Source organism: Pseudomonas sp. AE27, assembly GCF_037113495.1.
Lineage (GTDB): Bacteria > Pseudomonadota > Gammaproteobacteria > Pseudomonadales > Pseudomonadaceae > Aquipseudomonas > Aquipseudomonas palmensis.
The window spans coordinates 1301224-1320320 of sequence record NZ_CP146966.1 but is presented as its reverse complement, the minus strand read 5'-3'; the positions used below and the strand labels follow the sequence as shown (position 1 = coordinate 1320320).

19 protein-coding genes are annotated in these 19097 nt (G+C 67.5%); 3 read left to right on the top strand and 16 right to left on the bottom strand.

Annotated elements, in window-relative coordinates:
- Positions 1-65 precede the first annotated feature (65 nt).
- From V9K84_RS06180 to V9K84_RS06160, 5 genes are read right to left on the bottom strand one after another with little or no spacing between them, the layout of a single operon-like run.
- Positions 66-818, bottom strand: coding sequence for an ABC transporter permease (locus V9K84_RS06180; protein ID WP_058541148.1), 753 nt, complete (start codon positions 816-818; stop codon positions 66-68).
- A complete protein-coding gene (locus tag V9K84_RS06175) occupies positions 818-2017 on the bottom strand; it encodes an ABC transporter substrate-binding protein (protein ID WP_088515433.1) in 1200 nt (399 codons plus the stop codon). Before V9K84_RS06175 ends, V9K84_RS06180 begins: the two co-directional genes overlap by 1 nt.
- Positions 1983-2831, bottom strand: coding sequence for an ABC transporter ATP-binding protein (locus V9K84_RS06170; protein WP_088515434.1), 849 nt, complete (start codon positions 2829-2831; stop codon positions 1983-1985). Before V9K84_RS06170 ends, V9K84_RS06175 begins: the two co-directional genes overlap by 35 nt.
- Positions 2828-3889 (bottom strand): acyl-CoA dehydrogenase family protein, encoded by a 1062-nt coding sequence (locus tag V9K84_RS06165; RefSeq protein ID WP_338794320.1) that lies wholly within the window; start codon positions 3887-3889, stop codon positions 2828-2830. The genes V9K84_RS06170 and V9K84_RS06165 overlap by 4 nt, the downstream gene beginning before the upstream one ends.
- 51 nt (positions 3890-3940) lie before the next feature.
- On the bottom strand, positions 3941-4501 hold the full coding sequence (locus V9K84_RS06160; protein WP_043860184.1) for a carboxymuconolactone decarboxylase family protein: 561 nt from the start codon (positions 4499-4501) through the stop codon (positions 3941-3943).
- Positions 4502-4607: 106 nt separating this feature from the next.
- Between V9K84_RS06160 and V9K84_RS06155 the strand changes: the two genes are divergently transcribed.
- Both V9K84_RS06155 and V9K84_RS06150 read left to right on the top strand, forming a co-directional pair.
- Entirely contained in the window at positions 4608-5519 is a 912-nt protein-coding gene (locus V9K84_RS06155; protein ID WP_338794319.1) for an AraC family transcriptional regulator, read from the top strand.
- A 127-nt stretch (positions 5520-5646) separates the two neighbouring features.
- Positions 5647-7272 carry a methyl-accepting chemotaxis protein gene (locus V9K84_RS06150; protein WP_088515435.1) on the top strand — a complete coding sequence of 542 codons (1626 nt, stop codon included), beginning with the start codon at positions 5647-5649 and terminating at the stop codon, positions 7270-7272.
- A gap of 53 nt (positions 7273-7325) precedes the next feature.
- Here the strand turns inward: V9K84_RS06150 and V9K84_RS06145 are convergent, their stop codons facing one another.
- The 11 genes from V9K84_RS06145 to V9K84_RS06095 form a co-directional block, all read right to left on the bottom strand.
- Positions 7326-8294, bottom strand: a complete 969-nt coding sequence (locus tag V9K84_RS06145; protein ID WP_088515436.1) for a LysR family transcriptional regulator — start codon at positions 8292-8294, stop codon at positions 7326-7328.
- Between the two features lie 54 nt (positions 8295-8348).
- Entirely contained in the window at positions 8349-9305 is a 957-nt protein-coding gene (locus V9K84_RS06140) for a peptidylprolyl isomerase (protein WP_088515437.1), read from the bottom strand.
- The gene (locus V9K84_RS06135) at positions 9302-9778 is read right to left on the bottom strand and encodes a YbjN domain-containing protein (protein WP_043860180.1); all 477 of its coding nucleotides are present in this window, start codon (positions 9776-9778) and stop codon (positions 9302-9304) included. Before V9K84_RS06135 ends, V9K84_RS06140 begins: the two co-directional genes overlap by 4 nt.
- A 17-nt stretch (positions 9779-9795) precedes the next feature.
- Entirely contained in the window at positions 9796-10455 is a 660-nt protein-coding gene (locus V9K84_RS06130) for a DNA repair protein (RefSeq protein ID WP_088515438.1), read from the bottom strand.
- A gap of 24 nt (positions 10456-10479) precedes the next feature.
- Positions 10480-12162, bottom strand: a complete 1683-nt coding sequence (locus V9K84_RS06125; RefSeq protein ID WP_058541153.1) for a putative porin — start codon at positions 12160-12162, stop codon at positions 10480-10482.
- A gap of 53 nt (positions 12163-12215) precedes the next feature.
- Complete coding sequence (locus V9K84_RS06120; RefSeq protein WP_240619904.1) at positions 12216-12890, bottom strand: energy transducer TonB; 675 nt, start codon at positions 12888-12890, stop codon at positions 12216-12218.
- Positions 12891-12898: 8 nt separating this feature from the next.
- Positions 12899-13324: a biopolymer transporter ExbD gene (locus tag V9K84_RS06115; RefSeq protein WP_043860333.1), complete on the bottom strand. Its 426-nt coding sequence runs from the start codon at positions 13322-13324 to the stop codon at positions 12899-12901.
- 10 nt (positions 13325-13334) lie between these two features.
- A complete protein-coding gene (locus tag V9K84_RS06110) occupies positions 13335-15140 on the bottom strand; it encodes a MotA/TolQ/ExbB proton channel family protein (protein WP_088515439.1) in 1806 nt (601 codons plus the stop codon).
- 30 nt (positions 15141-15170) lie between these two features.
- The gene (locus V9K84_RS06105) at positions 15171-16709 is read right to left on the bottom strand and encodes a ShlB/FhaC/HecB family hemolysin secretion/activation protein (protein WP_088515468.1); all 1539 of its coding nucleotides are present in this window, start codon (positions 16707-16709) and stop codon (positions 15171-15173) included.
- 87 nt (positions 16710-16796) lie between these two features.
- Positions 16797-17414, bottom strand: coding sequence for a transposase (locus tag V9K84_RS06100; protein ID WP_173925066.1), 618 nt, complete (start codon positions 17412-17414; stop codon positions 16797-16799).
- A gap of 398 nt (positions 17415-17812) precedes the next feature.
- Positions 17813-18439 carry a LysE family translocator gene (locus tag V9K84_RS06095; RefSeq protein ID WP_078481895.1) on the bottom strand — a complete coding sequence of 209 codons (627 nt, stop codon included), beginning with the start codon at positions 18437-18439 and terminating at the stop codon, positions 17813-17815.
- 135 nt (positions 18440-18574) lie between these two features.
- Here V9K84_RS06095 and V9K84_RS06090 point away from each other — a divergent pair, with 135 nt between their 5' ends.
- On the top strand, positions 18575-19072 hold the full coding sequence (locus tag V9K84_RS06090) for an Lrp/AsnC family transcriptional regulator (RefSeq protein WP_058541157.1): 498 nt from the start codon (positions 18575-18577) through the stop codon (positions 19070-19072).
- Positions 19073-19097: the final 25 nt, after the last annotated feature.

Sequence of the window (19097 nt, the reverse complement as noted above, 5' to 3'; positions counted from 1 at the left end):
CCGGGCTGCCCCCACGACCTGGAGCCAATGCAGGAGCCGGCCTTGCCGGCGAAGGGATCAGCCCCTCACCCATGCACCCAGCGCCGATGCAGCCCTCGCGCCAGTGCATCCAGCATGAAGCCCAGCACCCCGATCACCAGCACCATCGCCATCAGCTCCGAGTACGCCAGCCGGTCGCGGGTATCCAGAATGAAATACCCCAGCCCCGCACTCACCCCGAGCATCTCGCACGGCACCAGCACGATCCACACTATGCCGATGGCCAGCCGCACGCCGGTCAGCACATGCCCCACCACCCCCGGCAGGATCACCTTGCGCAAGGTCTCCCAGCGCGTGGCGCTCAGGCTGCGGCTCAACTGCAACCAGCGCGGGTCGAGCTGACGCACACCCGCCGCCGTGTTGAGCAAGATCGGCCACAACGCGGCAAACGCCAGCAGGAAGTAGATCGGCGCATCACCCACCCCCATCAGCATCACCACCACCGGCATCCACGACAGCGGCGAGATCATGCGCAGGAACTGGAACGCCGGGGTGGTCGCCGCGTCCAGACGCCGGTAGCTGCCCACCAGCAAACCCAGCGGCACGCCCACCAGCAACGCCAGCACCAACCCCACCAGAATGCGCTTGAGGCTCACCGCCACATGCTCATACAGCTCGGCATGCCCCAATAGCTCCAGCAGGCTGGCAAAGGTGGCCTGCGGCGCAAACCGCAAGGCCAGCCCGTCACCGCCGAACAGCACGATCCCACCCCACCACAGCAACAACAGCACCAGCAGCCCGGCGATACCCAGGGCCGCGTGTTTGACTGGCTTGACCATCAGACCGCGAACTCCTCGCTACGCTCGAAGCTGTCGGGCAAGCCGAAGGCCTTGAGCCCGCCGACGGCACCGATGGCGTTGCGCACGAAGCGGTCATCCACCAGGTCGCGGGCGGTCTGTTGCGGGTCCAGTGCGGCCAGGAAGCCCTTGTCGCCTTCGATCAGGGTGTCCTTGAGGCGGCGCACCAGTTCCTCGGTGTAGCTGGGGAACGGGTACGGCTGGAAGTCGATGCGCTGCTCGTCCCACTGCGCATGCCGGATCGCCCCGCTCTGCACATACTGTTCGCGGCTGTCGGCAGCCGGCGTGAGCACCCGGCCCAGCACCTCGGGGGCATGCGGGGTGTAGCGGTTGGCACCGCTCTTGGACAGAATCTGCGCCGCCTCGGCGCGGTGGTCGCGGGTCCACAGCTGGGCCTTGACGATGGCGTTGACCACCTTCTGCGACCACTCGGGGCGGTTGTTCAGGTCGTGCTCGTGCATGAACACCACGCAGCACGCATGGTTGCGCCACACGTCCCCGGTAAAGCGCTGCACGCGCCCGACCTTGAGTTCCTCGGCCAGGGCATTGAACGGCTCGGCGACGATGTAGCCGGCAATGCGCTTGCTGGCCAACGCCGGCGGCATGTCCGAAGGCGGCAGTACCACCAGGTTGACCTCGTTGGCCGCCACCGCAGCCGTCGCCGCCCGCGACACCGGCTGCAAGCCGTTATCACGGAACAGTTGCTGCACCACCACGTTGTGAATGGAGTACCAGAACGGGATCGCCACCGTCTTGCCGCCCAGCTGCTTCACCTCGGTGATGTCCGGGGCCACGGTCAGCCCCGAGCCGCCCACGTGGTTCCAGGCCACCACCTTGGCCGGCACCTTGCTGCCGTAACGCGCCCACACGGTCATCGGCGACAGCAGGTGGATCACGTTGACCTGCCCGGAAATGAACGCCTCGATCACCTGCGCCCAGCTGCGCAGCAGCACCGGGCGCTCGGCCTTGATGCCCTCGGCCTCGAACAGGCCGTTGTTGTGCGCCACCAGCAACGGCGTGGCGTCGGTGATCGGCAGGTAGCCGATGCGCACCGGCGCATCCGGCTCGGCGGCGGCACGCGCCTGCAGGCTGCTCAGCAGCGGCATCGCACCGGCGGCACTGAGCACCGCGCTGAGTTTGAGAAAATCACGACGAGTGTGGGTGAAGTCGTCCAGGCACATGGGCAGTCTCCGACGGCGTAGGCAAAGAATCGTTTGGGGAAGTGTGGGTGCGGCTCGCCCGCCGAAGGGTCTTGAGAATCTCGATGCGCAGCGCGCCCAGCGCCTCGACCTGCTGCTCACGCGGGTGCGCCAGGTCGATGGGCCATTGGCCGAGGGTCCGCGCCGGGTGGTCGCCCAGTAGCAGGATGCGGTCGGACAACAGCAGGGCCTCGTCGATATCGTGGGTGATCAGCACCGCAGCTGTGCCGTGTTCGGCGATCACGCTCAGCAGCAGTTGCTGCATGTCGGCGCGGGTCACTTCGTCCAGCGCGCCGAAGGGCTCGTCCAGCAGCAGTACATGGGGCTGGCGCGCCAGGCAGCGCGCCAGCGCGGTGCGCTGGGCCATGCCGCCGGACAACTGCGCCGGGTAATGCTGGCGTGCATGCTGCAGGCCCACGGCGGCGATCGCATGGTCGATGCGCGCCTCGCGCTCGGCCTTGGCCAAACGCGGCTGGCGAGCGAAATCCAGGCCGAAGGCGACGTTGCTTTCCAGGCTCAGCCAGGGCAGCAGGCTGGGGTCCTGGAACGCCACCGCCACCCGTGGATGCGGGCCGTCCAGCGGCTCGCCGAGCAGGCTCACGCGGCCATCGCGCGCCGCCTGCAAGCCGGCCAGTACCCGCAGCAGGCTGGACTTGCCCACCCCGCTGGGGCCCAGGATCGACACCACTTCGCCCGGCGCCAGGTCCAGGTCGAAGCCTTCGAGCAGGGTTTGCCAGCCCTGTTCGCGGGCGTAGCCCAGGCTGATACCGCGGGCCTGCAGTACCACCTTGCTCATGCTGCGCGTGCCTGGCGTTGCAGCTCGGCGCGCAGTTGCACCAGGCTCGGGGTCACGATCGGCACGAACGCCGACTCGCGCCAGCGCCGCGCAAAGCCTGCGCCGTACTCGCTCAGGTAGGCCTTGCCGCCGCTGGCCTGCAGCTCCAGTTGCAGCGCCTCGCCAACAATCTCGGCCAGGCTGATGCGCACCTTGAACAGCGACGCCGGGTTGCCCAGGAAGCGCCCGTCGAGCAGGCCGGCCTTGAGCTCGCTCACCACATCGGCCAGCAGCTCGCGCTGCGCCTCGAGGGTTTGCGCCAGCACCGAACGCACCCCCTGCAGGTGCCCCTGCGCTTCCTGCAAGGCGCGCCGCGCCAGGCCGATGGCCATGCCGCACTGCAGGCCCAGGAACGCCGGGCGCACCGCCGGCAGGAACTGCCGGGCATCCTCATGCAGCAGCCAGTCGCGGCCCAGGGCCACCTGATCGAAATCCAGCGCGGCGGTATTGCTCGACTGCAGGCCCATCAGTTGCAGGTCGGGGGAGCGCTGCACCCCCGCGATGCCGTCGGGGATCGCCACCACGAACGGTGCACCGCCTTCGGCGCGGTCGATGGCGGCGGCCACCACGAAGCCGCCCTTGCGCAGGTTGGTGACCCAGTGCAGGCGCCCGTTGAGCGCCCAGCCCTGCTCGCCGCGCGCCGTGGCGCTGACCTGCAGCGACTCGATGCCGGACAGAAACTTCATTGCGTTGGAGAGCCCGGTGGCACCGGCCAGCTCACCGCTGAGCAACGACGGCAGCAGGCGCTCGCGCAGGGCGCTGTTGGGGCTGTGCAGCAGGTATTCGATAAAGGCCCGCTGGCCCCAGAACACGAAGGCGGCGGCCAGCGAATAGCTGGCAACGCTGGCCACGGTTTCCACGGCGTCGGCCACACTGGCGCCGCTGCCGCCCTGACGCGGGTCCACACCCAGCACCTTGGCTGCGGCCAGTTGCCCCAGCACCTGCTGCGGGTCGCACCGGCCCTGGTCGAGCGCCTCGGCATTGGCCTCCAGCCAGTGCTGCAATACGGGATCAAGCATGTTCTTTCCTCCTTAGAACAGGGCGCCAGCCACACACTGGCGCCACGGGGCTCACTGAGCGTCGGCCTGCCAGCGGTACTTGGCCAGCTCGTCATTGAGCGGCGTGCGCGCAAACACGTTGGCGAAATTGCACAACGTGGCCAGGCTCACCCCCAGGATAACTTCCAGGGCATGGCCTTCGGTGTAACCGGCCTCGCGAAACTCAGCGTAGGTGGCATCGCTCACATTGCCACGGGTGGCAATCACTTCGCGGGCAAACTTGGCCAGGGTTTCGAGCCTGGGCGATGGTAACTCGCCGCGCGCACGCAGGGCCTGCACCACTTCTTCGGGCAGCTTGGCCTTGTTCAGCGCCACCGCCGTATGGCCGGCCACGCAGAAGTCGCAGCCGTGCTGGGTGGCGGCAATCAGCTGCACCACTTCGCGCTCGGCCAGGCTCAGCTCGGCCTTGCCATTGAGCGCCGAAACCGTCACATAGGTTTCCAGCGCGGCCGGCGCGTTGGCCAGCACGCCCAGCAGGTTGGGAATGAAGCCGGAATTCTTCTGCGCGTTCTCCAGGAACGGGCGCGCGGCTTCCGGGGCGCTTTGCACGGTGTGTAGAGTGATGCGTGACATGGCGTGGTCTCCTGCATACTGAAGGTGTTCGCCAAGTCTGTTGGTTATAAGAAAACCGATCCATATTCTACAGTCGCGATTACTTGCTCCTGAGTGTTTCCATTAGATGATTTCTTTCAGCGTTTTGGTCGATTGGTTATTAGAGCGTCTGGAACTGGACGCCAGCCTGTTCCATGTGGGGCGCTACTGCGGTGGCTGGCACGCCAGCACCCAGGGCCTGGCCCGGGCCAGCTTTCACGTGGTGGTGCAGGGCCACTGCTGGCTGCACATCGACGGCCAGCCCGAGCCGCAGCGGCTGGAGGCCGGCGAGGCGGTGTTCCTGCTGCGCGACCTGCCCTATCGCCTGTCCGACAGCGCCGACAGCGACACCGCGCGCTGCCAGCCGCGCATCCCGATGCAGGCGCTCGACAGCCAGGCGGCGGATGGCGTGGGGCTGGTGTGCGGGTTCTTTCACTTCCAGCCGGGGCTGTCGTCGCTGATGGCCGAGTCGCTGGCCGACTGGATCATCCTGCGCACCGGCGACCCGTCGCTGCAGGCGGCGCGGGCGTTGTTCGAGCTGATCCTGGAGGAATGCCAGCGCACCCCCGCACCCTCCTCCACCCTGCTGGAGCGCCTGAGCCAGTTGCTGTTCTTGTACGTGCTGCGCCAGCAGGTGAGCGACAACCAGGACCTTGGCGGCCTGGTCGCCCTGGCCCGTCACCCGGCGTTCGCCCCGCTGCTGGAGCAGTTGATCGAACACCCCGAACAGCCCTGGTCGCTGGAGAGCATGGCCGCCTGCACAGGGCTGTCGCGCTCGGCCTTCTTCAAGCGTTTCAACGAGCTGGCCGGCCAGTCGCCGGGCCAGGTGCTGCTGGCGCTGCGCATGCGTCACGCCTGCCAGTTGCTCAAGGCCAACAACACCGTCGAGCAGGTCTGCGCAGCGGTGGGCTACCAGTCCATCGCCGCCTTCACCCGGGCGTTCGGCAAAGCCATCGGCGTGCAGCCCGGCGCCTACCGCCGCCAGCACGAGGGCCGCTGAAACAAAGGCTGTGCGGTAATCGAACAGAACCCGTCGTCGCCCCCTAAAGTCATGCGCCGCGCCCCCGATAGCAGCCTACCCACCGCACAGAGTGGGGGTATTTTTTACTGCCAGGAGTAATGCCCGCATGCTTGCCGACCTCAAGATCCGCACCGGAATGTTCTGGGTGCTGCTGCTGTTCAGCGCCACCCTGCTGTTTTCCACCGTCAGCGCCTGGCGGGCGGCGGTGGGCAGCGACGCGCAGATCAACGAGCTGGACCAGACCGCCCAGCAGTCCGACCGCCTCAACAACGCGCTGCTGATGGCGATTCGCGCCAGTGCCAACGTGTCGTCGGGCTTTATCGAGCAGCAAGGCGGCCACCTCGACAGTGCCAAGGCGCGCCTGGCCATGTCGCAAAAGCTGCTGGGCGACAGCCAGGCGCTGGTCGACGCCTTCGTCACCAACACCCATGAGCCGGCGCAAAAGGCCCTGGCCCAGGACCTGCAGCGCACCTTCGCCGACTACGCCAACGCCGTGGCCGGGCAGCGCGCCGCCACGCTCAAGGGCTCGCTGGACGACTACTTCACCGTCAACGTGGATGCCGGCAACGCCATGCGTGCCCTGCAGGCGCTGCGCCAGCAACTGGTGGCAGCCCTGGCCGAGCGCAGCCGGCAGATCATGGCCGAGTCCGACCAGCGCCTGGCCACGGCCCAGTGGCTGAGCGTGCTGCTGGGGCTGTTGACCCTGGTGCTGGCCGCCGTGTGCTGGGCCTTTATCGTCGACCGTGTGCTGCGCCCGCTGCGCGAGGCCGGCGTGCATTTTCAGCGCATTGCCGGGGGCGACCTGAGCGTGCCGGTGACGGTGCGCAGCCACAACGAGATCGGCCAGCTGTTCGCCGAACTGGAACGCATGCAGCATAGCCAGCGCGATACCCTGGGGCAGATCACCGCCTGCGCCACGCAGCTGTCCAGCGCCGCCCAGGCCCTGGACAGCGTGACCGAGCAGAGCACCCAGAGCCTGCGCCAGCAGGACCAGGAGCTGGAACAGGCCGCCACGGCGGTTACCGAGATGACCACGGCGGTCGAGGAAGTGGCGCGCAATGCGGTGTCCACCTCCCAGGCGGCCAGTGCCTCCAATGCCTTGGCCGAACAGAGCCGCCAGCAGGTCGCCGACAACATCGACGGCACCCAGGCCATGGCTAGCGAAGTGGCGATCAGCGGCGAGCGCCTGCAACAGCTGGCGGTGCAGATTCGCGAGATCGGCACGGTGTTGGAGGTGATCCGTTCGGTGTCGGAGCAGACCAACCTGCTGGCGCTCAATGCCGCCATCGAGGCGGCGCGTGCCGGCGAGGCCGGGCGCGGGTTTGCGGTGGTGGCCGATGAGGTCAGGACCCTGGCCTACCGCACGCAGCAATCGACCCAGGAAATCGAGCAGATGATCAACAGCGTGCAACAGGGCACCCAGGCGGCGGTGGACTCGATGCAGGCCAGTACCGGCCGCGCGCAGTCCACGCTGGGCATCACCCAGGCGTCAGGCCAGGTGCTGGAGGGCATCTACACGGCCATCGGCCAGATCAACGAGCGCAACCTGGTGATTGCCAGCGCGGCAGAAGAGCAGGCCCAGGTGGCCCGCGAGGTGGATCGCAACCTGCTGAACATTCGTGAATTGTCGGGCCGCTCGGCGGCGGGCGCCGAGCAGACCCGCGTCGCCAGCCATGCGCTGTCGCAGCTGGCCACGCAACTGACCATGCTGGTCACGCGTTTTATCGTCTGAGGTGCGGCGCCGGTTCGCCGGCAAAGCCGGCGCCTACAGGGCACCGCGCCCCTTCAGAACCACTCCCGACGCTCCTCGAACGCGGCCCGGATCATGGTCACCAGCACCTGCACCAACGCCGCCTGCGCCGCACGCTCATGCACCGCCAGCCACACCGTGCGGCGCATCGGCGCCTCTAGCAACCCCGGCAATGCCAGCAGGCCACGGTCCAGCTGCGCCGCATAATGCGGCAGCAAGCCGATGCACGCGCTGCACTTGATCAACTGGCTGAACAGGTCGTAGCCCGGCACCCGCGTCACCCCCGCCTCGCGCTCGTTCAACAGGCGGTTCCACGGCGCCAGCGCCGCCACCTGGGCCTCGCCCTGCCACTGCACCAGCATGTAGTCGCGCAGGTCGTCCCGGCACACCGGTCGGTTGCTCTCGCGCGAATAGCGCTTGGCAATGTGCGGGTGATACTCCAGCTGCGCCAGGCGCGTCGGCGCCTCGCCGGCAAACCCCGGCAGCGGCACGCTGCCCGCCTCGTCATCGAGCCACAGCACCACATCGGCCTGCGCCAATCCCTGTGCATCCAGGCCGCTGACGTCCAGGCGGATCCCGGCGTTCTGGCGCACGAAGGCCACCAGGTTGCGCGCCAGAATGTCCTGCATGATCGGCTCGGCCACCGCCAGGCGCACCAGCACCGGCGCATCCAGCGCGGTCATGGCCTGTGGCTTGCTGCTCAGGCTCGACTGCAGCAACGCCTGCAACTGGCGCCCCTCGCGGCTGAGCACCAGGGCATGGCCGCGGTTGACGAACAATGGATACCCCACCCGCGCTTCCAGCTGCGCCAGCTTCTTGCGCAACAGGGTGGACTTGAGGTTGAGGCTGCGCGCAGCCTGCATGAAGCAGCCGCACCGCGCACTGGCCAGAAAACAGCTGAGCATCTGCTCGTCCTGCACCCAGCCCAGCCCGGCCCGCACCTTGGCCAGCGGCTCGGCCGGCGGATAATCGGGCACGTAGTGCGGCATATCGAACATCGGCATCCTCGCCTCCTGCCGGGCCCCGGCCAGGGCCCGCTCTTCCTTGATCGGCGCCGCCTAGCGGCTGGCGTCCATGACCTGATTGAGCGCAGCGCCATCGATACTCAGCGTCGCGCTGTTGAACATGCCGTCCACGTAGGCCCGGGCCACCTGTTCCTGGCGCTGGGCGCGCAACAGGTCACGCAGGCTGTCGCGCACCTCGTCCAGGCTGGCCACACGCGGCGGCTGCACCTCGATGAGCTTGACGATGTGAAAGCCCGCCGCACTCTGCAACGGCTCGCTCACCGCCCCTTCCTTGAGCTGCGGCACCGCATCGCGCACCTGCGGCAGCAACTGGCTCAGCGGCTGCAGACCACTGTCGCCGCCACGCTGCGCACTCTCGCGGTCCTGCGAGTTGGCCCTGGCCAGCGCGGCAAAGTCGGCATTGGCAGCCTGGGCCTGCTTGCTCAGGGCCAGCGCCTGCTTGCGCACGCGTGCCACCGACTGCTCGTCCGGCACCGCCAGGAAAATCTGGCTCAGGTGATAGCGCGTGGGCAGTTGCAGGCTGGCCTTGCCGTTCTCGTAGGCCGCCTGCAGTTCAGCCTCGCTGGGGTAGTCGGCCGGTACCTGGCTGACCGAGTTCAGGTAGTCGCGCAGCACGATCTGCTCCACCACCGCATGGGTCTGCGCCTGCACATCGGGACGCTCCGACCAGCCCTGGGCCTGGGCCTGCTGGTACAGCGCCTTTTCCGTCAGGCGCGAGCGAATCCAGCCCTCCAGGGCCTGGCGATTGCCGCTCAGTTCCTCGCGCGCCGGCGCCGGCAGCTTGGCGAACAGCGCCTTGAGCTCCTCGACGCTGACCTGCTGGTCGCCCAGGCGCGCCAGCGCCGGCCCCGCATCGCTCGCCACAGCGGCAACCGCCGGCGCTTTCGCGCTGGCTGCCACCGGGTCATCCCCCGTGCGCAGTGCCAACACCACTGCCACGCCCAGAACGGCCAGCGCGCCCGCGCCGGCCCACAGCGTACGTCGAGTCACGAAGCGCTCACCGCTTCAGCCCCGGCCACCGCCTCGTCCTGCACCTGGGCCACGTTGCGGCTGTAGTCGCGCAGGTACACGATGAACTCCTGCAGCAGGCGGTCCCACAGCACCAGGCTGCCCAGCAGGTGCTTGTGGCTGACGCCGTCGGCCACCATCACGTCCATCTCCATCACCAGGAACTCGCCCTGCACCGACAGCCGCGCGAAGCGGCGCGATACGTTCCAGCGTTCGGCCAGCCCGGCCGGCAGCTCGCCCTGGATGCGCAGGGCGCAGCTGTAGGTGAAGTCGAGGAACTCGCCCTCGCGCTCGGCACGGTTGCCAAAGCGCACCGCATAGCCCACGCCCTGGCTGGCACTGAGCAGTTGCACCACGGCATTCTGCTCGCTGCGATTGACTCGGCAACCTGCATCCTGCAACAGGGTGGTCAGAGAGTCGGCGCTGACGGTTTCGATCAGTTGGTTGTCGCTCATGGCTTCGCTTCCTTGTGTCAATTGACTTGCGGTTTGCTGCCGCCCTGCGCGGCATCGAACTGGGTCTGGTACAGCTGATCGCCGTAGGCCTGGGCAAGTTCCTCGAACTTTACCCGGGCGCCCCCGGCAAAGGGTTGGCGCATCCTCATCACATCCGCCACATCGATCTTTTCGTAGGCCGCAAGAATCCCCTTGGCGACCCCGTACATCTGCTGATTCTTTGCCGAACACGCCAGCACCTGCTGCTCGCGCTCGGCCAGGCTGGCGGCCAGGCGCGCACGCTCGGCTTCCTTGGCCTTGGCCATGCCCAGCAGCTCGTCGTAGGCCTGCTTGTACTTGCCCAGTTGCGCGTTGCTGCTGGCCACCAGCGCCTGCGCCTGGCCGTGCAGGGCCTGCTGCTGGCCCAGCAGCTGCTCGGCCTGACCACGGGCCTGGGCCAGTTGCGCGGTCAGTTGCTGCACCTGGGCCTGGGCCGCATCGCGTTGCTGCTCGGCGCTCTGGCGCGCCGCCGAAGCCTGCGCCTGTTCGCTCTGCAGCGCCTGCAACTGCTGGGTGGTACTGCGCAGCTGGGTGCGCAGGCGCTCTTCCATGCCTTCGGCCGCAGCCACCCCCGCCCAGCTCACGCCCAACGCCACCAGCAGGTACGAACAACAGGCCCGATAGGCTCGCTTGTTCATGCTCTTTCTCCCTGTGCGCGCCTGCTAGAAGCGCGTGTTGACTTCAAGTTGTAGCACATCGATATCGAACGGCGCGCCGTAGACCGCCTCGGTACTCATCCAGCGCGCCGTGGCGTACACGTTCTGGTCCAGGCCGTAGTTGGCACCGAGGATGTAGCCCTTGGCGTTGGTGCCGCCCAGGTGGAACGAGGAATCGTTGAAGCCGTCGGGCAAGGCATCGGGCTGGATGTGCTTGTAGCCGGCGAACAGGTTCCAGTCGCCCTGCTTTTTCAGCTCCAGCGCGTTGCCCAGGGTGAACTGCACCATCCACGCATTGGCACCGCTCTTGATATTGCCGTCGCTGTCGAGGTTGTTGGCCAACTGGCCGGCCGAACGCTTGCGCATCTCGCCTTCGTCGTAGGCCAGGTTGTGGATGTAGTTGGCCTGGCTGCGCAGCTTGAAGTCGTGCGGCAGCTCGGTGTCCCATACCGCGTTCAGGTCCAGCAGGTTGAACTCCGACGCCAGCCCCACGAACTGCGGCTGCGGGGTGGCGGCCGGGTTGGCCGGGTTGGGCGTGATGTCGCGCAGCAGGAACAGCGTGTTGCCCTTCTGCATGAAGGTCGGGCGGCTGCCGTCACTGTCGCAGCCGGGGTCGCCGTTCCACGGCTCGCATGCCCCGGAGCGCTCGCCGGCAATGTCGTCGAAGCGGTAGTAGGCCAGCGCGCCCTTGAGCCGGTTGCTGTCGTTGATCTGCCAGTTGGCGCCCAGCTGCGCGCCGTACAGCCACTTGTTGTCGCTGCTCTCCTTGTCCAGCCCGTTGCTGCTGGCGGTGTCGGCGCTGTACTCCACCGGGAACGCGCCGAGGGTCCCGAACAGGCTCAGGCTGTCGCTCAGCGGCTGGTTGAACAGGGCCGCCACGCCGTCGAAGTTGAGGTCGTTGGAATACAGCATGTCGGTGGACATGAACGGGTTGGCGATACGCCCGCCGGTCAGGGTCACGCGCTCGCTGGCCACCCAGCTCAGGTAGCCCTGGTCGAGCCACAGGTCCTTCTTGCCGAAGCCGCCGCCCAGGGTCTGGGTGGTGGACACCGGGCCGTTGTCGCTGCCGGTGCCGATGCGGATACCCGCCGTCCAGCTCGGCGACAGCACCGCCTTCAGGCCCAGGCGCGCGCGCAGGCGCAGCAGGTTCTCGCGGTCTTCGCGGGTATTGAGCAGCGGCGGCAGGTTGCGCCCGTTGTTGGGGTTGACGTCGTAGGGGCCGTCGGCGTTGAGCTTGGCGAAATCGATGATCTGGTTGCTGTTGTTGCCCGAGAAGTAGCGCGACTCGTCGCGCAGGCGCACGTCGCCATCGAAGCTGATGCGCGAGGCCCAGTCGGGGAAGGTGTTGGGCGCGGCCCAGTTCTCCTGCTTGGCCTTGGCCATCACCTCGGCCTTGACCTCGTCGCGGATCTGGTCGCGCACGATGGCCGGCACATACTGCACGCGCACCTCGCCATTGGCCGCCGGCACCGCCGCCACGCTGGCGCGGGCCTGCACCGCCTCGCTTTCGGCCTGGTCGATCAGGGCCTGGGCCTGGTCCTGCTTGAGCACACCCTGCTGCACCAGCAGGCGGATCAGGTTGATCGTCGCGTTCTGCGACGGCGCCGGGGTCTGCGCCACGGCCGGACCGACCGCCGCGGCGACCACCAGGCCGACTGCCAGGGTCAATCGGTTCACTGAGCACATCATGGATTTACCGCTCCTGTTGGTAAGTCGTGCGTCGTAGGGATCGGGCGCCGGGTTCATCCGCGGCGCCCCTGCAAGGCGATACGCACCGGCAGGGTCAGGCTCGCCGGCGGGCGCTGGGTCATGGCCGGGGCGGCGCGCAACGCGGCCAGCACCTGGGCGTCCACCGCGGCATCGCCGCTGGAGCGCACCAGCTCGACGCGGGTCACCTCGCCGGTTTCGCTGAGCCAAACATCGCCCTGCAGGTTGAAGGTCAGGTTGCGCAGCTCGGGGTTGTCGCGCAGCAGGCGCTGGAAGGCATACGCCAGGAACTGGCCGTAGCTGCCGCTGCCCAGCCCGCCACCGCCGCCGGCCATGCCGCCGCCCTTGCCGGCACCGATGTTGAAAGCGTCCCCGCCCGCCTGTGCATCGCCGTCGATCTGCATCGGGTTGGCCATGTCATCGGCCGGGCTCGGCGGCGCCTCCTCGGCCGGCTTGACCTCCTCGGCCTCGGGCACCGGCTGCGGCTCGACAATCTTCTCTTCCACGGGCGGCTCCGGTTCCTTGGGGGGCTCGGGGGGCGGCGGCGGTGGGGGGGGCGGCAGCGGAATGATCGCGGGGATCTTCGGTGCCTCGCGGCGCACCCCGCTCATGTCGTTGGCCCACTGCCACAGCAACCAGGCCAGGCCCGCGCCCACCAGTGCCACGACGCCCCACTTGAGCAGGCGCCGGCTATCGAACTTCTGGTTCATGGGCATCCTCAACCCTGGTTCGGCTTGCCGGTCACCAGCCCGACCTGGGCCAGCTCCAGCCGACGCAACAGGTCGAGCACCTCGACCACCTTCTGGTACTGCACCGCCGCGTCGCCGCGCACGATGATCGGGAAGTCCGGGCTGCGCGCCTTCTCGCTGCGCAGGCGCTCTTCCAGTTCGGCCAGGGTCACCGGGTAGGCGTCGAGAAACACCTGCCCGGCATCGTTGACCGAGATCGCCTTGGTCTTGGGCTGGGACAGCGACACCGAGGCACTGGCCTTGGGCAGCTGGATCTGGATGCCCGACACCTGCGCGGTGGCGGTGAGGATGAACATCACCAGCACCACCATCAGCACATCCACCAGCGGGGTGACGTTGATGCTGTCGACGGCCGCGTCGTCGTCATCGTCGTGGGAAGCATTCATGGCTGCCATGGCGCTCTCCTCAGGCCGGTATGGACGGGTGGGCAGCGTGGGCAGCACGCCGGTGGCTGGCCTCGCCGGCCTGGCCTTCGCCATGCAGCTCGGCCAGGCGCGTGATGAACTCGTCGACGAACACGCGCATGTCGGCGCTGACCTCCTTGTTGCGGGTGATCAGGCGGTTGTAGCCAAACAGCGCGGGGATCGCGACGAACAGGCCCATGGCGGTGGCCAGCAGCGCCGCGGCCATGCCGGGGGCGATGGCGTTGATGTTCACGTCACCGGCCATCGCGGTGCCCAGGAACACCACCATGATCCCCAGCACGGTGCCCAGCAGGCCGATGTAAGGGCCGCCGGCAATCGCGTTGGACAGGCTCGACAGCTTCGAGCCCAGCGCCTGGTTCTCGCGGGTGCGCACCCCGTCCATGGAGCAGCGAATGGCCTCGATGGTGGCCGCCGACACCGCCGAGGTGTCGAAGCCCTGGGCGCGGCGGGTACGGATCTCCTTGACCGCCACCAGGTACAGGCGCCACAGCGACGAATGCGTCAGGCGCTCGCCCAGGGCGGTGTCGTCGGCGAACATCTCCAGGCGCGTGCCGATGTTGGCGAACTGCTCGCGAAACAGCCGGTTGGCCTGGCTGACGTGGTTGAGGGTGCGGTTCTTGCGCAGCATGATCACCCACGACTGCACCATCATCAGCACCAGCACCGCGATGATGATCCAGGCGTCCAGCGGCACCGCCTTGAGCAGAAAGCCCAGGCTGCCGAAACCGAAACCGGACTGCTCTTCATCCACCCCGTACACCACCAGGCGCGACTCGGCGCCCTGGGCCAGCGCGTCGGCCTGCAGCACCGGCACGGCGCGGGCGATGCGCGACAGGCGCAGCTCGTCCATCGCCCCCACGAACGGCACATAGGCGCCGGCCGGCTGACCCTCGGCCGGCGGCAGGTCGGCGCCGATGGCCAGGGTCGAATTGAACGCCGGCACCGCCGCGGTCAGGCTGGCGACCTGGCGCCCGTCCACCAGCAGGCTGAGCGTACCGCCCTCGCCCACCAGCGCCAGGTGTTGCCACTGGCCGGCATCGAGCACCTGGCCGGCAGCGCTGCGCAGGCCGTTGACCTCGACGAACGGCAGGCCCTGGCTCACACCCAGCAGCAGGCGGTTTTCACCTTCATGGCGGGCCAGCAGCAACTGATCGCCCAGCAGCTGGTCCTGGCGTACCCAGGCGCTGAAGGTGAAGGCGGCGCCAGCCGGCAGTTGCAGCGACGGGCTGGGTGCCAGCAGCAGCGGCTGGCCGTTGAACTGGATGGCGCGACCGATGATGCCCTCGATGCTCGCCGCACTGCCCTGGGCCTGGTTGCCGTAGGGGCTGGCGTCACGCGGTGCGGCGCCGTCGAAGTGCATCAGCAGGGTGTAGTCGGCATCGAAGGCCGGTTGCGCATTGGCCGGCTGCGCCTTGGGGTTGCCGTAGTACATCCACAGGTCCTGGCGCTGGCCGCCCTGCACGTCCGGCACGTCGACCCAGATCAGCGCCATGCCCATCAGCGGGTCGAAGCTTTCGATCTGGTGGTTGAGCACGGTCTTGTCGTCGCTGGCCACGAAGCGGATGTCCGCGCCGTTTTCATTGACCCCATCAAAGCTGAAATTGCCGGTGTGCAGGCGTACCAGCAGTGCCGTGCGGCCCAGCGACTGGGTCAGCGCCGCGCCCTGGGGCGTGGTGTCGACGGAAATCTGCTTGCGGAACTGCCAGTCGTCCTGCCACCAGGCACTGGCGCTGCCCGGCAGGGCAAAGCCCAGGCAAATGAGCAGGGTCAAGATGAGGCGTTGCATGGAATGTCTCCAGGGTCGATGCCGATGGGGTCAGAAGGTTGCCTGTACGCTGAAGTGCAGACGCGAGTGGTTTTTCTCGGTGTTCGCGCCGTCCTTGAGCGGCAGGCCCCAGTCCAGGCTGCCGGACAGCCAGTCGTTGAGGGTGGCGCGGGTGCCCAGGCCGACGCTGGCCAGGCTGAAGTGGTCGTCCTGCTCGGGCAGCGGGTCCTGCAGCGACAGCTGCGCGCCTTCGGCGAACACATAGAAACGCCAGTCGCTGATGTAGCTGCCCACGTAGCGGCCCAACGAGGGCGTGCGCAGTTCCTGGGAGAACAGCAGGCCGTCGTCGCCGGTGCGTTCGGCGGCCAGGTAGCCGCGCACCGAGGTGGCGCCGCCGGCAGCGAACTGTTCGTTGGACACCAGGGCCCCGGAGGCCAGTTGAAAGCCCAGCTTGGTTGCGCTCTGCCAGTCGCCGGCAAACGTGAACGTGTAGTTCGCATCGCCCTTGAGCGCGGCGAAACTGGAGTCGGCGCGGTAGCGCTTGTAGTCGAAGGCCTCGTCGTCGCTGCCGTAGCCGAACAGCCGGCGTGTGCCGGCCACCAGGCTCAGGCCCAGCCCCAGCTGCGAGGCTTCGGTGTAGCGAAAGCCGTTGTAGGCCAGGGTGATCGGTGCGTACTTGAGCGGCACGGTATCGCGCTCGCCGCCCAGTTCGACCTGCTCGTCGAAGTCCTTGAAGTCGATGCCCACGGAAAACGAGTTGGCCCAGTTGCCGTCCGGCACCAGTGAGTAGATCGCCGACAGCCCGTAGGAATGGCCCTTGCCCAGCACGTTGCTGCCGCCCACGGTGGCCACACTGCTGTCGGACTTGTAGCCGCTGGCCTGCAGGGTCCAGCGCGGGTTCAGGGGCGCGCTGTATGAACCGGACCACACCTGCGCGTTGTCGGTGTCCTGGGGGGCGGTGAACCAGGTCAGCGACACGCTGTGACCCAGTTGCCAGAGGTTGTTGTAGCCCACGGTGGCCACGCTGCGCAGCTTTCTGGTGTCGGCGCTGTAGTCGTTGTTCAGGCCGATGCTGGCGTGCCAGGGCTGCTTGTCTTCGACCTGCAGGTCGACGTCCAGGGTGCCGGGGCGCTGGCCTTCGCGCACCAGTGGCATCACCTGGCGCCCGGGGCCGCGGTTGAGTGCGGCCAGTTCGCCCTGGACCTTGGCAAAGTCCGGCACCTGGCCCTCGCTCAGGGCCGGCACCTGCTCGCGGATCTCCACGGGCGAGTAATGCCTGGCGCCGACCACTCGTACCCGGCCGACCCTGGTTTCGCTGACCTGCAGGTACACCACGCCGCCTTCGACCTGCTGCTCGGGCAGCTCGACGAACACCGACTGATAGCCCAGCGCCTGATAGCGTTTCTGCAGGGCCTCGCGGGCGCCTTCCAGATCCACCAGGGTCTTCTGCGGGCCGAGGTAGGGGTACACCGCCTCCTCGATGGCGCGGGCATCGAGCACCGTGTTGCCGCGCACCACGTACTCGTTGATATCGACGCGACGCTCGGCCTGTTCGGCGCTTGCGTGGTGGGTTCCCAGGGCCAGCAGCATCACTGCGCCGGCTCGCCACCCGTTGAAAAACAAATGCTCCACACCGCCCCCTCGTTCAAGGAAATCCGTCTGGCCCAGGGCCGTGTCTTATGAATGGTTGTCTGCGCCGCCGTGACCGGCGTGGCGGGCCAGCCAGCTGTGCAGCTGGGCCAGGTTGAGGCTGAACTCGGGCATCTGCGCCAGGCCCGCGTTGCACACCTCGTTGACGATCGACTGCAGCAGGCGCGTGGCCTGCTGGCAGGCCAGCAGTGCGTTGAGGTCGTGGCTGAACAGGTTGAAGCTCCACACCCGCGACTTGAGTTCCAGGCCCACGAACCAGCGGAACAGCAGGTTGTAGTTGAGCTGTTCGTAGAGTTGTTTTTCGCTGGGGACCGAATACAGCAGCTGCAACAGCAGCAGGTGCATCAGGGTGTGCGGGGCGATGCTCATCGCGTTGCGCCGGGCCAGGTCGGCCAGCTCCTGCGCGTGGGCGGCCAGCAGTTCCTCGACCCTGGGCTTGAGCATCACCAGCGAATGGCCTGGCGGGATGCAGCTGGAGACTTCCTTGAGCGCGCTTTGCCAGTCGTCCTGGGACACGATCCACACCCAGGGTGCGCCGTAGCGGTACACCGACACCGGTTGCTTGCGCGCGGCTTCGACGATCTTCGCCAGGCGTTGATCGAGTTCCTGCATTCCGACTTTTGCGTAGCGTTCCATGGTTCCCATCGCTCCACTCCCTTCGTCCCTGTGCGGCTGCGCAGTGACTGCACATACCCATGACGGGGGTGGCGCTTTGCTACCGAACTTTTGTCACCAAAGCTTCATGAAGAGAGATGCAGGGCCTGGGCTATCCAGCGCCCTCAGGGTCGTGCGCCGCCTGCGCGGCGCTTCGCCGGCAAGGCCGGCTCCTACACCTGTAACGACGTCCACCATGTGCAGGTTTCGTGCTGCCCGCCCTGGGCTCATGCCCCCTATCTGCCGCCGAGGCCCGCAGGCCATGGCGCGTTGCAGCAAATGTAGGAGCCGGCCTTGCCGGCGAAGCGCCGCGCGGGCGGCGCTCGATTTGAAGAGCGCCACAACTTCATCGACTGGCGCCTGCCGGGCCCGCCCCAACCGCCCGCCCCTCACCCCTGCTGCACCCAGACCAACCGAACCGCAAACCCCACCAGCAGCCCACCAAACACCCACTGCTGAACCTTCTGCGCCAGCGCGCGCTGCTCCAGTTGGCGCCCGACCCACCCGCCGGCCAGTGCATACACCCCATCGAACATCATCCCCATCACCACCAGCACCAGCCCCAGCAGCGCGAACTGCTCACCCACCGCCCCCTGTGCGGGGTGGATGAACTGCGGCAACAGCACCGAGCAGAACAGCAAGGCCTTGGGGTTGAGCAGGTTGGTCAGAAAGCCCTGCGCTATCGCCGCCCTCCACGTGCCACGTACCGCTGCCCCCCCCGGGCCCTGCACTGCACCCGCCACGGGCCTGAACATCTTCACCCCCAGCCACAGCAGGTAGGCCGCCCCGGTGTACTTGACCACCTCGAACGTCCAGGGCAGTACCTTGAACAGCGTCGCCAGCCCGACGGCGGCCAGGGTCACGTGGCACGCACGGGCAACCGCCAGCCCCAGCACGGTCGCCAGCGCCGCCCGGCGCCCCTGGCGCGCACCGGTCTGCAGCAGCAGGATCATGTCCGGGCCCGGCATCAGGTAGATCATCGTCAGGGCAGTCAGGTAGAGCAGTTTTTCGTCCATTTCAACGACCTCAGGCTGGGGCAACAGAGTGAAAATTCTATGCCGGAAGGTCGAGGCAGGTGCTTGCGTTATGCGCCCGCAACGTGGCTATTATTGGCAGGATGTACCAATTCGATACCTAGCCACAGGCCACTTATGCCAAACCATGACCCAACCTACCCCAAGCTGGACGGTTACGACCAACGCATCCTTGGCGCACTGCAGCGCGACGGGCGCCTCACCAACGTGCAACTGGCTGAAGAGATCGGGCTGTCGGCTTCGCCGTGCCTGCGACGGGTGAGGCTGCTGGAAGAAGCCGGGGTGATCCGCGGCTACCATGCCAGCCTCGAAGCCGAGGCGGTCGGCCTGGGGTTGACGGTGTTCGTGGGGGTGAAGGTCGAGCGGCACCATGAGGTCGAAGCGGAGAACTTCCGCCTGGCCGTGCTGGCCCTGCCCGAGGTGGTCAGCGCCTTTCTGGTGTCGGGCGAGTCGGATTTCCTGTTGCATGTGGTGGTGCCGGATCTGCGCGGCTATGAGCGGTTCCTGACCGATACGCTGCTCAAGCTGCCGGGGATCCGGGATATCCGCAGCAACTTCGCAATCAAGACGATCAAGCCGCAGGGGGCGCTGCCGCTGGGGCACCTGGGGCGGTAAGCGGGTAGCAACGACCGGCCCACCC

Coding starts and splice junctions, on each gene's coding strand:
- V9K84_RS06100 (WP_173925066.1), bottom strand. CDS start 17,414: ATGGGAACCATGGAACGCTACGCAAAAGTCGGAATGCAGGAACTCGAT.
- V9K84_RS06160 (WP_043860184.1), bottom strand. CDS start 4,501: ATGTCACGCATCACTCTACACACCGTGCAAAGCGCCCCGGAAGCCGCG.
- V9K84_RS06175 (WP_088515433.1), bottom strand. CDS start 2,017: ATGTGCCTGGACGACTTCACCCACACTCGTCGTGATTTTCTCAAACTC.
- V9K84_RS06105 (WP_088515468.1), bottom strand. CDS start 16,709: ATGCTGCTGGCCCTGGGAACCCACCACGCAAGCGCCGAACAGGCCGAG.
- V9K84_RS06155 (WP_338794319.1), top strand. CDS start 4,608: ATGATTTCTTTCAGCGTTTTGGTCGATTGGTTATTAGAGCGTCTGGAA.
- V9K84_RS06115 (WP_043860333.1), bottom strand. CDS start 13,324: ATGGCAGCCATGAATGCTTCCCACGACGATGACGACGACGCGGCCGTC.
- V9K84_RS06095 (WP_078481895.1), bottom strand. CDS start 18,439: ATGGACGAAAAACTGCTCTACCTGACTGCCCTGACGATGATCTACCTG.
- V9K84_RS06130 (WP_088515438.1), bottom strand. CDS start 10,455: ATGAACAAGCGAGCCTATCGGGCCTGTTGTTCGTACCTGCTGGTGGCG.
- V9K84_RS06090 (WP_058541157.1), top strand. CDS start 18,575: ATGCCAAACCATGACCCAACCTACCCCAAGCTGGACGGTTACGACCAA.
- V9K84_RS06110 (WP_088515439.1), bottom strand. CDS start 15,140: ATGCAACGCCTCATCTTGACCCTGCTCATTTGCCTGGGCTTTGCCCTG.
- V9K84_RS06135 (WP_043860180.1), bottom strand. CDS start 9,778: ATGAGCGACAACCAACTGATCGAAACCGTCAGCGCCGACTCTCTGACC.
- V9K84_RS06125 (WP_058541153.1), bottom strand. CDS start 12,162: ATGATGTGCTCAGTGAACCGATTGACCCTGGCAGTCGGCCTGGTGGTC.
- V9K84_RS06145 (WP_088515436.1), bottom strand. CDS start 8,294: ATGCCGATGTTCGATATGCCGCACTACGTGCCCGATTATCCGCCGGCC.
- V9K84_RS06150 (WP_088515435.1), top strand. CDS start 5,647: ATGCTTGCCGACCTCAAGATCCGCACCGGAATGTTCTGGGTGCTGCTG.
- V9K84_RS06170 (WP_088515434.1), bottom strand. CDS start 2,831: ATGAGCAAGGTGGTACTGCAGGCCCGCGGTATCAGCCTGGGCTACGCC.
- V9K84_RS06120 (WP_240619904.1), bottom strand. CDS start 12,890: ATGAACCAGAAGTTCGATAGCCGGCGCCTGCTCAAGTGGGGCGTCGTG.
- V9K84_RS06180 (WP_058541148.1), bottom strand. CDS start 818: ATGGTCAAGCCAGTCAAACACGCGGCCCTGGGTATCGCCGGGCTGCTG.
- V9K84_RS06165 (WP_338794320.1), bottom strand. CDS start 3,889: ATGCTTGATCCCGTATTGCAGCACTGGCTGGAGGCCAATGCCGAGGCG.